This is a genomic window from Martinezella multihospitum, assembly GCF_900094585.1.
Lineage (GTDB): Bacteria > Pseudomonadota > Alphaproteobacteria > Rhizobiales > Rhizobiaceae > Rhizobium > Rhizobium multihospitium.
The window spans coordinates 745569-761203 of the sequence record NZ_FMAG01000003.1; the positions used below are offsets into that span (position 1 = coordinate 745569).

The 15635-nt window shown below is 59.5% G+C and carries 12 protein-coding genes and 1 tRNA gene; 10 read left to right on the plus strand and 3 right to left on the minus strand.

All coding sequences use genetic code 11. The features are described from left to right. Nucleotides 1-344: 344 nt before the first annotated feature. Nucleotides 345-1244 carry an N-formylglutamate amidohydrolase gene (locus GA0061103_RS15240; protein WP_245304754.1) on the minus strand — a complete coding sequence of 300 codons (900 nt, stop codon included), beginning with the start codon at nt 1242-1244 and terminating at the stop codon, nt 345-347. A 272-nt stretch (nt 1245-1516) separates the two neighbouring features. Here GA0061103_RS15240 and cpdR1 point away from each other — a divergent pair, with 272 nt between their 5' ends. Together cpdR1 and GA0061103_RS15250 are read left to right on the plus strand one after the other, a co-directional pair. Further along, the gene (gene cpdR1, locus GA0061103_RS15245) at nt 1517-1879 is read left to right on the plus strand and encodes a response regulator CpdR1 (protein WP_004117561.1); all 363 of its coding nucleotides are present in this window, start codon (nt 1517-1519) and stop codon (nt 1877-1879) included. An 84-nt stretch (nt 1880-1963) separates the two neighbouring features. Continuing rightward, nucleotides 1964-2038 (plus strand) — tRNA-Val (locus tag GA0061103_RS15250). A gap of 140 nt (nt 2039-2178) precedes the next feature. Here the strand turns inward: GA0061103_RS15250 and GA0061103_RS15255 are convergent. Beyond that, nucleotides 2179-2490 (minus strand): hypothetical protein, encoded by a 312-nt coding sequence (locus GA0061103_RS15255; RefSeq protein WP_092712458.1) that lies wholly within the window; start codon nt 2488-2490, stop codon nt 2179-2181. Nucleotides 2491-2703: 213 nt separating this feature from the next. On the opposite strand from GA0061103_RS15255, the gene GA0061103_RS15260 reads away from it, so the two are divergent. Continuing rightward, nucleotides 2704-2949: a hypothetical protein gene (locus tag GA0061103_RS15260; protein WP_092712460.1), complete on the plus strand. Its 246-nt coding sequence runs from the start codon at nt 2704-2706 to the stop codon at nt 2947-2949. Nucleotides 2950-3126: 177 nt separating this feature from the next. Then, nucleotides 3127-3603, plus strand: coding sequence for a hypothetical protein (locus GA0061103_RS15265; RefSeq protein WP_092712461.1), 477 nt, complete (start codon nt 3127-3129; stop codon nt 3601-3603). A gap of 43 nt (nt 3604-3646) precedes the next feature. Here the strand turns inward: GA0061103_RS15265 and GA0061103_RS15270 are convergent, their stop codons facing one another. Beyond that, nucleotides 3647-3898, minus strand: coding sequence for a hypothetical protein (locus GA0061103_RS15270; protein ID WP_092712463.1), 252 nt, complete (start codon nt 3896-3898; stop codon nt 3647-3649). A gap of 420 nt (nt 3899-4318) precedes the next feature. On the opposite strand from GA0061103_RS15270, the gene GA0061103_RS15275 reads away from it, so the two are divergent. The 6 genes from GA0061103_RS15275 (at nt 4319) to GA0061103_RS15300 (ending at nt 15357) form a co-directional block, all read left to right on the plus strand. Beyond that, complete coding sequence (locus GA0061103_RS15275) at nt 4319-5419, plus strand: DUF475 domain-containing protein (RefSeq protein WP_092712465.1); 1101 nt, start codon at nt 4319-4321, stop codon at nt 5417-5419. Between the two features lie 296 nt (nt 5420-5715). After that, nucleotides 5716-7143 carry a mannose-1-phosphate guanylyltransferase/mannose-6-phosphate isomerase gene (locus GA0061103_RS15280; RefSeq protein WP_092712467.1) on the plus strand — a complete coding sequence of 476 codons (1428 nt, stop codon included), beginning with the start codon at nt 5716-5718 and terminating at the stop codon, nt 7141-7143. Between the two features lie 183 nt (nt 7144-7326). Further along, nucleotides 7327-10647, plus strand: coding sequence for a transglutaminase family protein (locus GA0061103_RS15285; RefSeq protein ID WP_092712469.1), 3321 nt, complete (start codon nt 7327-7329; stop codon nt 10645-10647). A 13-nt stretch (nt 10648-10660) separates the two neighbouring features. After that, nucleotides 10661-13078: a circularly permuted type 2 ATP-grasp protein gene (locus tag GA0061103_RS15290; protein ID WP_092712471.1), complete on the plus strand. Its 2418-nt coding sequence runs from the start codon at nt 10661-10663 to the stop codon at nt 13076-13078. A gap of 4 nt (nt 13079-13082) precedes the next feature. Beyond that, nucleotides 13083-13961, plus strand: coding sequence for a transglutaminase family protein (locus GA0061103_RS15295; protein ID WP_092712473.1), 879 nt, complete (start codon nt 13083-13085; stop codon nt 13959-13961). Between the two features lie 148 nt (nt 13962-14109). Further along, nucleotides 14110-15357, plus strand: a complete 1248-nt coding sequence (locus GA0061103_RS15300; protein ID WP_245304755.1) for a vWA domain-containing protein — start codon at nt 14110-14112, stop codon at nt 15355-15357. Nucleotides 15358-15635: the final 278 nt, after the last annotated feature.

The following is a 15635-nucleotide window of genomic DNA, read 5'->3' on the forward strand; positions in this document are numbered from 1 at the left end:
AAAATGCTTGACATTTGTGCAATGCGATATCAGTATCCAGCTACAGTCTTCTGACTGTAAATACCCTCCTTGGGTGTTTCCTCCCTAGACTTAGCCGCGCCACAAGCGCGGTTCTTTTTTGGTCGGAGGCGTCCCCTCGCCCCGCCTGCGGGGAGAGGGCTAGGGTGAGGGGCAAAGCCCCGACAATGGCAAACACGCCTGAGCACGCCATCACCAAACGATTCTGCAGATTTTGTCGCTCCGAATGGTCAGAGATAGCCCCTCATCCGAGGCATCGACATTTCGCTCCGCTCAATGTCTCCGCCCCACCTTCTCCCCGCCTCGCGGGGCGAAAGGGCCTTGCATTATTCCGCTGCCAGTGCCGGATCGCCCGTATAGGATTCCACATGCTCGGCCATGCGCTTCATGAACAGCGTGATGGCGGCGGCAACCTTGTCGAAGTCCGGGCGCTTCTCAAGGGTCGTCTCGTCGACATAGAGCGAACGGTTGACCTCGATCTGCAGGGCATGCAGCCCGCGGGAGGGGCGGCCGTAATGCTCGGTGATGAAGCCGCCGGCATAGGGCTTGTTGCGCACGGCGTTGAAGCCGAGTTCCTCGAGGATCTGCATGGCCGCGCGCGAGAGTTCCGCCGAGGCGCTGGTGCCGTAGCGATCGCCGAGGATGAAATCGGGCCGCGTGTTGCTGCCGGCGATACGGATATTGCCCGGCATGGAGTGACAATCGACCAGCACGCCGAAGCCGAATTTGACATGGGTGCGCGCAATCAGCCGCCGAAGCGTCGCGTGATAAGGCTTGTAGATCGTGTCGATGCGCTTCAGCGCATCTTCGACCGGGACGCGGCGCGCATAGATTTCCATGTTCTCGGCGACGATTCGCGGGATCGTGCCAAGACCGCCGGCGACCCGCAGCGAATTGATATTCGCATAGGATGGCAACGCACCATCGAACATGCGCGGATCGAGCTCGTAGGGCTCGCGATTCACGTCGATATAGGCGCGCGGAAAATTGGCAAACAGCAGCGGCGCACCGAGAGAGCTTGCCGCCGAAAAAAGCTCGTCGACATAATGATCCTCGGAGCGGCGGATGGCGATGCCCTGCAGGCGAGATTGGGCGACGAAATCGGGGGGATAGATGCGACCACTATGAGGCGAGCTGTAGACAAACGGTATCGTCTGGGAGGCTGGCTCCAATACCTCGAAAATCTCGAAACTGCGCATTTCCGCGGACATCAACGTCTTTACCATGTCAACAACTTGTCGCAGTAATCATGTTGCCAGTTGCATGACCGCAAGTCCATAGTAACTTGAGCGAAATGGCCTTAATCCAAAACACCGTATTCGGAATCTCGGATGCCCGGTCAGCGAAAACGCAGGACGTTTTCGCGGAATGCACCTATGCTTCGAACAAATGCTGGAATGGCGCGTTTTGGCTGACCATTCACGGCTTGTTTACGGCGTCGCGGTACCCTAAACGCTGGACGAGTCCAACAAGACAAAGTTGATTAGCGATAGAGATGATGACCCAGAAGATACTTCTTGCCGAAGACGACAACGACATGCGTCGCTTTCTCGTGAAGGCACTCGAAAAAGCCGGCTACAAGGTCTTGTCCTTTGACAATGGAGCCAGCGCTTACGACCGGCTGCGCGAAGAGCCGTTCTCGCTGCTTTTGACTGACATCGTCATGCCGGAGATGGACGGCATCGAGCTGGCGCGCCGCGCCACCGAACTCGATCCGGACCTGAAGGTGATGTTCATCACTGGCTTTGCCGCCGTCGCTTTGAACCCCGATTCGAAGGCGCCGAAGGATGCGAAGGTCCTTTCCAAGCCTTTCCACCTCCGCGAGCTGGTCGACGAGGTCAACAAACTCCTTGCCGCGTAAGGCTTTCGGCGGCCACGTCACAAAACCGAAAAAAAGCCTATTGACGGCAACTAAGGTTTTGTGATCTATGCGCCGCCATCGGATGGGCGTGTAGCTCAGCGGGAGAGCACTACGTTGACATCGTAGGGGTCACAGGTTCAATCCCTGTCACGCCCACCATCCTAATTCGCTGAAAAGCAAGGCCTTTCGAGAAATCGAAAGGCCTTTTTAGTTTCATACCGATCCGCAGAACTTCAGCTTTTGCTTTGACCGAAGGTGGTGCCAAAGGTCCGCCGAATGCCGGAGCGGATTGACGTCTGTCAGCGATCCAGAAAATGCCGCAGCACCGCTGTCGTCGGATAGGCATAGACGCCGCGATCGACAAAGCCCTGGCGGTTGAGGCAATTCCTGAGAGCCAGCCAATAGAGCGTGCTGTTCGCATCCGGCGATCCACGCCGCCAGGAATAGGCTTCGGGCTCGCAATGATTAAGAGCCCTGTCGTATCTTGCCAGCACCACCGGATCGCTGTCGGCGCGAATGCCGCCGTGGTAGGTCTGATAATTCGAAGGCGCCTCACCGGCAGAGACGCATGCCAGGCTCAAAATCGCTCCCAGCGCTAACATCATTCTCATGTGTTTCGATCTCCAACTAGCCGCGTCCCGAAAAATTCGAGCGCAGGTGGAGAATAGTAGTCTTTTGAAAGATAGCCAATCACATGCTGCTGTTCGCTGCGATTGCGAGTTGAACGAGGCCTACGGCACAAGTTCCCGCCACAAGCCGCTTGACTTCCGGCCGCGCCGTCATCCTACTGTCATACCAGCGCATCGATCATACGGGAGGACGAGATGACGGTGGTGAAGCGGCAGTTCTATAAGAACCACAAGTCCAATGGCGACGAATATATGTTCCACCTCGCCCGCGATACCGAAAGCGGCGAGGTCTACGTCATCCGCCAGGCGGATTATGTTGTCGACGGCGGCAGCGAGAAGAGCATGACCCTCTATGAATTCCTGGCCGGGGGCGGCAATCGCCAGAATGCGTTGCTGCAGTTGATCGGCTCGCTCGTCCCGGAATCGGCGCAACAACATTAACCCACATCGCGCAAGGACCGCGGATGGCCTTGCGACAGCGAGATGTGTGAGGTCAGACGCGAAATCGCCCAGCGTGAAGCCGGGCGCTTTCAGCGGGCTCGGGGTTTGCGCCCCGCTTCGGGTTGACTGCCACATTTGGATCGGCGAATCTGCTTGGGCTTGAAAGGAGCCCCTCTTATGCGATTCGCAGGCATTGCTTTTGGATTGACGGCGCTGGTCGCCACACAGGCTGCAGCTGCTGCCGTCGAAAATTTTCCGGCACAGGGTGCTACCGTGGTCAGCGGAAAATGCTCCAAGCTCGTGGTCGGCAAATTCGATGCCTCCAAGGGATGCAAAGCAGAACTCGCCAGTGTCACCGCACCTGACGGTTCCGTGACTTTCATTTTCACATCCGGCGGCAAAATGCTCGGCTTCCGTGGCAATGGGAAAGGCATCAAGCCCGGCAGCCAGAAAGGCACTGCGCAATTGCCGATCGATGTTATCGCGACGGGAGCCGGCAACGATATGTCGAATCAAGTCGCAGCCAAGGGCGCCTGCATCTTCGCCAACCCCTATGCCGGCAAGCCGATTGCCATCGAATGCTCGGCGAAATCGACCGAAATGAGTTTCAACGGCAGCTTCACATCCGACGGCAAGGCACCTCGGCACAAGTAGCGGTCATTCGCCGCATGGCCAGCGCCCGAATTCCTGCACCGAATTAATGCCGCGGCGTAGTCTTTTGCTTCCGGCCATGATTGGCATCGGCCGGCGCCTCGCGCGACAGGTCTGCGCCGTTGACATGAGCGGGAACATGCACATCCTCATGGGTCACCGGGTGGAGCGTGAGATCCACCTGATGCGGCGGCAGGACCTGAGCTTGGCGTAGCGTATTCGGCCGTGCCTTTTTCTGCCGTTCCGTCAGTTCCGGTTTTTGCGTTTGCGACTTGCGGTTAATGGGTGTCGGGCTCATCGGAGCTTCTCCTGTCTGTCGCTGTTGTCGGGATAACGATCCGCCTGAGGTTTTGATGCGGCGGGCGGCGCAAGACCACCTGAAGGGCAAACGCGGCCCCCTCTGTTTGGTTCCTCGAATTCTCAATTATCAAGGGCAGTGGCTGTCGCCTCGATTTCAACTCTTGACCTGCATCGCAACTTCACTAACTATGAAGCATCTCCGCGCCTCCCTGACATCGGCGACGGATTGAACTTTGGTGCCGGGCCCCTCTGGCGAGAGTTTTCACGGCGCTCTCGCGATGTCGGTACCGCCTGCAGATGAGCCGGCGGACTTCGTTTCCATGATCAGCTTGACCATGCCTCACCCGCATGCCGTCTTCGGTATGCGGCTATGCGCGCAATCCGGATGGTTTCACCCCCTTTGCGGCGAGGCGCGCCCATGAGCTCGCCCACCATTTCAAAATCCGTGCTCAGCTATTTCGGCTGGGCTTTTGCCGTTACCGTCGGCGGCCTTGGCCTCGGTGCTCTGCTGGGCTGGAACACCACCGGCACTTTCAGCGGCCTTGCCACGGCCTTCTTCATCTGTGCCGTCCTGGCCGTGCTCGAAATCTCGCTGTCTTTCGATAATGCCATCGTCAATGCCAACAAGCTGAAGGAGATGACGCCGGTCTGGCAGCATCGCTTCCTGACCTGGGGTATCATCATCGCCGTCTTCGGCATGCGGATCATCTTTCCACTGGCGATCGTCGCCATCGCCGCCTGGATCAATCCGTGGGAAGCATTGAAGCTCGCCGCCACCAGGCCCGAGCAATATGCAGAGATCATGCAGGCAGCACATCTGCCGATCGCCGCCTTCGGCGGCACCTTCCTGATGATGGTGGGCCTGACCTATTTCTTCAATCACGAAAAGGACGTGCACTGGATTAGCTTCATTGAGAAGCGGATGGCGCATTTCGCCACCGTCAAGGGCGTGGAGATCGCCTTCGTACTGATCATGGTTCTCATCTTCACCTCCGTGCTCGACGGTGACGACGCCACGACCTTCCTGCATGCCTCGATTTATGGCCTCCTGACCTTCCTGCTCGTGGAGGTTCTGGCCGGGTTCCTCGACGCCTCGCAAAAAACGATGAGCGCGGCGGCAAAAGGTGGCTTCGGCGCTTTTCTCTATCTCGAAATCCTTGATGCCAGCTTCTCCTTCGACGGCGTCATCGGTGCCTTCGCCCTCACCCAGAACCTGTTCATCATCGCGATCGGCCTCGGCATCGGCGCCATGTACGTCCGCTCGATGACGATCATGCTGGTGGAAAAGGGTACGCTCGCCCACTATCGCTACCTCGAACATGGCGCCTTCTACGCCATCCTGATCCTCTCGGTGATTATGTACGTGCAGACCCTGACCCATATCCCGGAAGTCATCACCGGCCTTGGCGGCGCGGCCCTGATCGGCATCTCGCTCTGGTCCTCGATCCGCTACAACAGGCGCAATGGCCTCAACCATGCGCCGGTGCACGATGAAGAGCATGACAGGGCAGAAGCTTAATCTCCAACTGCTGATGATCATCGCCGCGGCCTCGCTGGCCTATGGCGGATCTTGAGGGAGCAGAGTCGCATCCATTGATTCTGCCTCTCGTCTTCGGAAAGGCGCGTGCAGCGGACTTTCATCAGGATTTCCGCGCCAAGATCGCCGAATGTTTACGCTGCTGGCATATTAGCGCTAGCGTTTTGCCAAAAAATATCGCAATGGCGATTAACGTTGTCGAAGGAGCATGGCGGAAAGCGCAACGGTTGCGCTCTTGACAGTCGGCTCTCGGTTGAAGTGTCTAGGAGAGGCGGAGTATGGCAGCAAAGATCGTCCCGGTGATCATGGCAGGCGGCAAGGGCACACGGCTGTGGCCGCTGTCGCGCGCTTCTGCGCCGAAGCAATTCATCCAGTTCATCGGCGACAGAACGCTGTTTCAGAACACTTTGGAGCGGGTGGCCGATCCCGAGCTCTACGAAGCGCCGATCGTCCTGACCAATGAGGAGTTCCGCTTCCTCGTCGCAGAGCAGGCCCGCGAACTCGACCTGAAGCTCACTGCGGTGCTGCTGGAGCCGGTCGCCCGCAATACCGCCGCCGCGGTCGCTGCCGCCGCTGCACTTGTCACCGAACTCTTCGGCAAGGACGCTATCATGCACGTCCTCGGTTCCGACTATGAGATCGACGCCAGCACCACCTATTACGATTGCGTGCGCCTGGCGCGCGACACGGCGCTCCAGGGCAAGCTCGTCACCTTCGGCATCAAGCCGACGGAGCCGGCCACCGGCTATGGCTATATCGAAAGCGGCAAGGCGCTTGCGACCGGCGCCCATGCCGTCAAGCGCTTTGTCGAGAAGCCTGCCTTGGACAAGGCCAAGGAGATGGTTGCCAGCGGCCATTTCTACTGGAACTCCGGCATGTTCATGTTCTCGGCTGCCCAGCTTCTGGCCGAGATGAAGGAATTTGCTCCCGAAGTCGAAAAGGCTGCCAGCAAGGCCGTGTCCAAATCGACGCGCGATCTCGACTTCACCCGCCTCGATGCCGACAATTTCTCCAAGAGCCCGGATATTTCCATCGACTACGCGCTGATGGAAAAGACGGCCAATGCGGCCGTCGTTCCTTCGCCCTTCACCTGGTCGGATCTCGGCAGCTGGGATGCGGTGTGGAAAGTCGGCAGCCGCGACGAAAGCGGCAATGTTTCCGCCGGCGCGACGACGCTGGTCAACACCAAGAATTCGCTCGTGATGTCGCATAGCCTCCACGTCGCCGTGCAGGGGCTCGAGGACGTCGCCGTCATCGCCAGCGAAGACGCCGTCTATGTCGGCCACCTCAAGGACAGCCAGGAAGTCGGCAAGCTCGTCAAGCTGCTCGCAAGCGAGAAGAAAACGGCCAAGCTCACCGAGACGCACCCGACCTCATACCGCCCCTGGGGCGGCTATACCTCGGTGCTGAACGGCGAACGTTTCCAGGTGAAGCGCATCTTCGTGTTGCCGGGCAAGAAGCTGTCGCTGCAGAAGCATCACCACCGCTCCGAGCACTGGATCGTCGTCAAGGGCACGGCCGAAGTGACGGTCGGCGAAAACGTGCAGATGCTGCGCGAAAACGAGTCGATCTATATCCCCCTCGGCGAAGTCCATCGCCTGTCCAATCCGGGCAAGATCCTGCTGGAGCTGATCGAAGTGCAGACCGGCTCCTATCTCGGCGAAGACGACATCATCCGCCTCGTCGACGAGTTCGGCAGAAGCTGATTGCAAGCAAACAGATCCAGATTTGAGAACGGCGGGCGAAAGCTCGCCGTTTTTGTTTAGGCGTTACACAGCAGGAGCTTCCGAAGCGCGGGGGGACACCTTGCTTTCTTTCGCTGCATTGCACACACTGCCCCACGGGAACAGCAATCACCGCACAACGATGCGGACTAGGCGAAGAGACATATGGCGATCACGGCGAGCATCTATCATCTCACCCATTATAAATACGACAATCCGGTCCGCCTCGGCCCCCAGATCATCCGCCTGAAACCCGCCTCGCATTCCAAGACCCGCGTACTCAGTCACTCGCTGAAGGTCACGCCATCAAATCATTTCGTCAATCTGCAGCAAGACCCCTACGGCAACTATCTCGCCCGCTTCGTCTTTCCCGACCCGGTAACCGAGCTGAAGATCGAGGTCGATCTGGTCGCCGACATGACGGTCTACAACCCTTTCGACTTCTTCGTCGAAGAGGAAGCGACGAAATGGCCCTTCGACTATCCCGAGACCATCCGCGAGGATCTCTCGATCTATATGAAGCCGGAAGAGCCCGGCCCCAGACTGAAAGCCTTCCTCGCCACGCTCGACCGCTCGGAACAGAAGACCGTCGACATGATCGTCGGTCTCAACACCCGCCTGCAGCAGGAAATTGGCTACGTCATCCGTATGGAAGCTGGCGTGCAGACGCCCGAGGAGACGCTGGAGACCGCCAAGGGTTCCTGCCGCGATACGAGCTGGCTGCTGGTGCAGGTGCTTCGTCATCTTGGCCTCGCCGCCCGTTTCGTCTCCGGCTATCTCATCCAGCTCACGCCCGACCTGAAAGCGCTCGACGGCCCCTCTGGCACAGAGGTCGACTTCACCGACCTGCATGCCTGGGCGGAAGTCTATCTCCCCGGCGCCGGCTGGGTTGGCCTCGATCCGACCTCGGGCCTTCTGACGGGCGAGAGCCATATTCCGCTAGCGGCCACGCCGCATTTCCGCAATGCCGCACCGATCTCGGGCGGCTATTTCGGCGAAGCCAAGACCGAATTCGATTTCGCGATGACGGTCAGCCGCGTCGCCGAACATCCGCGCATCACCAAGCCCTTCTCCGACGAAAGCTGGGATGCCTTGAACGCGCTCGGCGAAAAGGTCGATGCCATCCTCAAGGAAGACGATGTACGCCTGACCATGGGCGGCGAGCCGACCTTCGTGTCGATCGACGACTTCGAGTCGGACGAATGGAACACCGCCGCCGTCGGCCCGACGAAGCGTGAGAAGGCCGATGCGCTGATCCGCCGCCTGCGCGAGCGTTTCGCGCCGAACGGCTTCCTGCATTACGGCCAGGGCAAATGGTATCCCGGTGAAAGCCTGCCGCGCTGGACCTTCTCGCTCTATTGGCGTCGCGACGGCCGGCCGATCTGGTCGAATCCCGACCTGATCGCCAATGAAGGCCGCAACTACAGTGTCACCGAGGATGATGCGGGCCGCCTGCTGACGGCCATCGCCGGCGAGCTCGACATCGAACCGGATTATGTCGCTCCCGCCTTCGAAGACCCGGCCGAATGGCTGGTCAAGGAAGCGAACCTGCCCGACAATGTCGACCCATCCAATTCGAAGCTGAAAGACCCGGAGGAACGTTCGCGCATGGCCCGCGTCTTCGAACGCGGCCTGACGCGGCCCACGGGCTATATCCTTCCCATACAGGCATGGAATGCGCGTGCCAGCGGCCGTCGCTGGAGCAGCGAAAAATGGCGCACGCGCCGCGGCCGCATCTTCCTGACCCCTGGCGACAGCCCGGTTGGCTATCGCCTGCCGCTGAATTCGCTCGGCTGGATACCGGCATCGCAATATCCCTATATCAATCCGATGGATCCGACGATCCCGCGTGAAGCCCTGCCCGATTACAATGAGGACAAGGGCCGGCCGCTGCAGGCGGCGCATTTCCAGCCTTTCAGCGGTCAGCAGCCGATCATGCCGCAATCCCTCGACGAGATCGGCGGCTATGTGCGCACCGCCATCAGCGTGGAACCGCGCGACGGACGGCTCTGCATCTTCATGCCGCCGACGGTCAGCGTCGAGGATTACCTCGATCTCGTCGCCTCGGCCGAGCGCGCCGCCGCTGCCCTCAACCTGCCTGTGCATATCGAAGGCTATCCGCCGCCGCAGGATGAGCGCATCAATGTCATCCGCGTCGCCCCCGATCCCGGCGTCATCGAGGTCAACATCCATCCGGCGTCGAGCTGGAAGGAAGCCGTCGATATCACCACGGCTGTTTATGATGAGGCCCGCGCCAGCCGGCTCGGCACTGACAAATTCATGATCGACGGCCGCCATACCGGCACCGGCGGCGGCAACCACGTCGTTGTCGGCGGCCGCAATACGATGGACAGCCCCTTCCTGCGCCGTCCCGACCTGTTGAAGAGCTTGGTACTGCACTGGCAGCGTCACCCCTCGCTCTCTTACCTTTTCTCCGGCATGTTCGTCGGGCCGACCAGCCAGGCGCCGCGCATCGACGAAGCCCGTCATGACAGCCTTTATGAGCTGGAAATTGCGCTGGCACAGGTACCGGCACCCGGACGCGGATTGCAGCCGCTTCCATGGCTGGTGGATCGCCTCTTCCGCAATCTCTTGACTGACGTCACCGGCAACACCCACCGCTCGGAAATCTGCATCGACAAGCTCTTCTCGCCGGATGGCCCGACAGGTAGGCTCGGCCTCGTCGAATTCCGCGGTTTCGAAATGCCGCCGAACGCCCGCATGAGCCTTGCCCAGCAATTGCTGGTGCGCGCGCTGCTCGCCCGCTTCTGGCGCAATCCCATCGACGGAAGGTTCGTGCGCTGGGGCACGACGCTGCATGATCGCTTCATGCTGCCGCACTATATCTGGCAGGATTTTCTCGACATTCTCGCCGATCTCCGCGAAAACGGTTTCGATCTGCGACCGGAATGGTTTCAGGCGCAGCTGGAATTCCGCTTCCCCTTCTGCGGCGAAGTCGAATATGAGGGCAGCAAGCTGGAGCTGCGCCAGGCACTGGAGCCGTGGCATGTGATGGGCGAAGAAGGTGCTATTGGAGGCACCGTACGTTATGTCGATTCGTCGGTCGAGCGTCTGCAGGTTCGATTCGAGACATCCAATCCCTCCCGCTATACCGTGACCTGCAATGGTCGCCCCGTACCGCTGACGCCGACGGGAATGGCGGGCGTTTCGATCGCCGGCGTGCGCTACAAGGCTTGGCATCCGGCCTCGGGCCTGCATCCCGTTCTGCCCATCGATACGCCGCTGACCTTCGACATCTACGACACCTGGTCGCAACGCTCGATCGGCGGCTGCATCTACCATGTTGCCCATCCGGGCGGCCGCAACTACGACACCTTCCCCGTCAATGGCAACGAGGCGGAAGCGCGACGTCTTGCGCGTTTCGAGCCTTGGGGGCATACAGCAGGTGGCTACGTCCTGAGACCGGAGCCCGCATCGGCGGAATTCCCGCTGACGCTCGACCTCAGGCGGCCGGCAGGAATTTGAGACGGAACTGTGCATGACTAGAAAACCGGCGACGGAACGGCGCGATGAGGCAAAGACCGGGATCGGCAAGGATCCCGCCTTCGCCTATCGCCCCTTGCCCGGCGTTGCCGATGAAATGGTCGACAATAAAGGCGCCGTCCGTCCGGTCTGGCAAAACCTTCTGTCGGCATTATCGCGCATGTCGGAAGAAGAGCTGACCGAGCGCTTTGCCCGCGCCGACCGCTATCTGCGCGATGCAGGCGTGTTCTACCGGGCCTACGGAACGACTGGTGTCAGTGAACGCGGCTGGCCGATCTCGCATATTCCCGTGCTCATCGACGAGCGCGAATGGCAGGCTCTCTCCGAAGGTCTGCAGCAACGCGCCGATCTGTTGGAATCCATCATTGCCGACATCTACGGCGACAGCCGGCTGGTGAACGAAGGGCTGTTGCCGCCGGCCTTGATTGCCGGCAATCCGGAATTCCTGCGCCCGCTCGTCGGCGTCAAGCCCGCAAGCGGCCACTATCTGCATTTCCTGGCTTTCGAGGTCGGCCGCGGTCCTGACGGCAACTGGTGGGTACTGGCCGATCGTGCGCAGGCGCCATCCGGCGCCGGCTTTGCGCTGGAAACCCGTGTCGCCACCACCCGCGCGTTCTCCGATATCTATGCGGAAACCAAGGTCCATCGCCTCGCCTCCTTCTTCGGTGCTTTCCGCGATGCGCTTCTTGGCGGCAAGCGCAGTGGCGAAGGACGTGTCGCCGTCCTGACGCCGGGGCCTGCCAACGAGACCTATTACGAGCACGCCTATATCGCCCGTTATCTCGGCTTCATGCTGCTGGAGGGCGAGGACATCACCGTCGTCAACGATCAGCTGATGGTGCGCACCGTCGCGGGTCTGAGGCCGATCAGCGTCCTTTGGCGCCGCCTCGACGCGTCCTATGCCGACCCGTTAGAACTCAACCAGCATTCCCATATCGGCACGCCGGGCATGGTCGAGGCCTTGCGGGCGCAGACGGTGAGCATCGTCAACGCCCTTGGCTCCGGCATACTCGAGACGCGCGCCCTGCTCGCCTTCATGCCGACCATCAGTCGGCATCTGCGCGGCGAGGAATTGAAGCTGCCGTCGATCGCGACCTGGTGGTGCGGCCAGAAGAGCGAGCGGGAACACGTCGCTGAAAACATCGAGAAGATGGTCATCGGCCCGGCTTATTCCTGCATGCCATTCTTCGATGACAACGGCCAGTCCGTGTTGGGCTCGACCCTGCGCAGCACCGCCCGCGATTCGATCGCGGATTGGCTGGCGACCGAAGGCCAAAAACTCGTCGGCCAGGAAGTCGTCACACTGTCGACCACGCCAGCCTGGGTCAACGGCAAGCTGACGCCGCGGCCAATGAGCTTGCGCGTCTTCGCCGCCCGCACGGAAAACGGCTGGCAGATCATGCCGGGCGGCTTTGCACGCATCGGCAGCGGCGACGATGTCGCGGCCATCGCCATGCAGGCGGGCGGCTCGGCCGCCGACGTCTGGATCGTTTCCGACAAGCCGGTCGAAGCCCATACGCTGCTGCCGGCCGAAGAGACCTTCACCCGCAACATGCCGGGCAGCCTGCCGAGCCGGGCGGCCGACAACCTCTTCTGGCTTGGCCGCTATATCGAGCGCGCTGAAGGCGCGCTGCGCATCCTGCGCGCCTGGCACGGCCGTTTCGCCGAATCGGCCGATCCGAACCAGCCGCTGCTTGCCGATGTCAGCACCTATCTCGCCGCCATCGACATCGATACCAAGCAGGCAGTTCCGGAAACCCTGCTGCGCAATATCGACAGTGCTGTCTATTCGGCAAGCAACATCCGCGACCGTTTTTCTCCCGACGGATGGCTGGCGCTGAACGATCTCGCCAAGACCGCACGCCGCTTCAAGGAAGGCGTGAAGCACGGTGACGACGCCAGCCATGCCATGACGATCCTCTTGCGTAAACTCGCAGGCTTCGCCGGTCTCGTGCACGAAAACATGTATCGCTTCACCGGCTGGCGCTTCCTGTCGCTCGGCCGCTATATCGAGCGCGGCCTGCACATGACGCGGCTGCTCGGTCATATGTCCGGCCCCGATGCGCCCGACGGAGCGCTCGACATGCTGCTGGAGATCGGCGACAGCGTCATGACCCATCGCCGCCGCTACAATGTCAATACGGCCCGCCTGACGGTGACGGACCTGCTGGCGCTCGACCCCTTGAACCCGCGCTCGATCCTCTTCCAGATGAACGAGATCCACCGCGAGGTCGAGCAATTGCCGAACGCCTACGTCAACGGCCAGATGTCGCCCTTCTTCCGCGAAGCCATGCGCCTGCATTCGGGGTTGGCTGTCATGACGCCCGAAGCAATGACCGTCGAAGTCTACCAGCAGCTCGCCCGCGAACTGGAGCGGCTATCCGACCTGCTGGCACGCACCTACCTCGGATAACGTGATGCTTTATGATCTCTCGCTTCACATGGGCTATATCTACGACGTGCCGGCAAGCGGCGCGCGGCATATCCTGCGCGTCATGCCGCTCTCCCTGCCCAATCGGCAGAGGCTGATCGCCGGCTCGGTGAAGATAACTCCAGGGCCGGACGAGCAATCGAACTTCACGGATTTCTTCCAGCATCCGGCAACCTCGATCCTGGTTCGCGATCCGCATGAAAGGCTCGACATCCGCATGCAGGCGCGCGTTCAGGTGGAAAGTCAGCCTGTCGGGGCCGACTTCTCGCCGCTGCTGGCCAAATTGCCGGAAGAGATTGAAGACTGCTGGTCGATCGATCCTTCCTCGCCTCACCATTTCCTCGGCAGTAGCCCACGCCTGCCGGAGACGGGCGAAATCACCGATTACGCCAAGCAGTGGAAATCGACCAAACTGACGACCCTGCAGATCGCGCATGCGGTCTGCGCTGAGATCCACAAGGATTTCACCTACGATCCGAAGGCGACGACGGTCGATACCACGCCCAAGGAGGCATTTCGCCTCAAGCGCGGGGTCTGCCAGGATTTTTCGCATGTGATGATCATCGCGCTCCGCAGCCTCGGCATCCCCGCCGGCTATGTCAGCGGTTTCCTGCGTACCATTCCGCCGCCCGGCAAGGAGAGACTGGAAGGCGCCGACGCCATGCATGCATGGGTGCGCGTCTGGTGCGGTGAGACGGCAGGCTGGATCGAGCTCGATCCGACCAACAATATTCCCGCCGGTACCGATCATATCGTCGTTGCCTATGGTCGCGATTATTCGGACGTTGCCCCTGTTATCGGCGTACTGAAGAGCTACGGCAATCAGAAAGCCGTACAGGCTGTAGATGTCATTCCACTAAAATAGAATATACTTAAAGTAGTAAAAATCTCAAGCAAATCGCGCCAGATTATGTAGTTTGTTAAAAATCAACCGACCACTTAAACCTTCAACTAATATTTGTAATCGATAGTCCCGCCGTTCTTGAGAATTTAACTCTCTCCAATAGGCGGACATGATGATTGCCGGCTCCGATATACTTTGGGCATTTAAACAACTTCTACGCGATAGAGCCGGAAATTTTGGCATCCTGACGGCGATTGCCGTACCTGTGCTGGCTGTGGCGGGAGGTGTAGCGGTCGATGTCACGAACATGTCGCTGACACGCAGCCAGCTTCAGGAATCAACGGACGCCGCCGCGCTCGCTACCGCAACCGCGCTTGCAGACGGTAGCGCGACCACAACGACCGCCAAGGATCTCGCCAACAATTTTGTCCTCGGCCAGATGTCGAATTATCTCACCGGCGATACGGATGCTACGAATTCACTGAAAGCGGGCACCAGCACGACGGTAACAAAAACGACCGATTCCTCCGGGAATTCGGGTTACACGGTCGTTGTAAATGCATCTTATTCGATGCCCGTGAACAGCATGACCCGCCTGACCGGGCAGAGCTCCCTGAACATTTCTGCGTCCAGCACGTCAATCAGCGGCAAGACTTCCGAAACCCAGAAGAATGCCTTGTCGATGTATTTCGTTCTGGACCGCTCCGGATCGATGGACGAAGCCACGGACACGGTTAACGCCCAGCAGCCTACCACGACGTACACTTATAGCTGCATAAAAACAAATAAGAATGGCAAGCAGGAGTGGGGTACTTGCACCGGCACCTCGACCAACTATTACACTAAAATGGAATCGCTGAAGATTGCGACATCCAATCTGGCCGCACAACTAAACAGCGCCGATCCAAACATGATGTACGTCCGCACCGGCGCCGACTCCTATAATAATGTCGCTCAGACGCCTACAGCTCTGGCCTGGGGTACGAACGGCATCACGACCTATGTCAACAACCTGACCTCAAGCGGCTCCACGAATTCTGCCCCCGCTTTTACAGCCGCTGTCGACGCATTGACAAAATTGTCTACGACGTCGGGGCTGACGTATGAACAGCTCCAGCACAAGGACAAGAGCGGCGTTACAAACCCGACCATGTACATCGTGTTCATGACCGATGGTGACAACAACGTGTCAAACGCCGATACAAAGACCAAGGAACAATGCGACAAGGCGCGCAAAAACGGCATTCACGTATACACGATTGCCTTCATGGCGCCTCAAAACGGTCAGGCGTTGCTGCAGTACTGTGCAACTTCTTCCTCTGACTATTTCACCCCGCAGAGCGCCGCGGATCTCTTCAAGGCATTTACGACAATCGCCACCGAAACATCCAAGCAGATGACGCTCCTGACGAAGTGACCTCGCCTGGGTTGCGCACCAAGCAACCATAAATAGTCATCGAAATAAAAAGCCGCGCGATGCGAGTATCGCGCGGCTTTTCGTTTGATCGATGCGCGAATAAAAGCTCGAAACATCATCGGAATCAAGTCTTTTCCCACGCACGGCAAACCTTTGGCGGCATTTTTCGCATCCGCCCAACTCGCTTGTTGCAACTGCTTTACATCGGTGCGTAAACTGATAGTGAAACGGAAAGGCAAATCGATTTAATTGAGCGTAACACGCTGAATATAAATCAC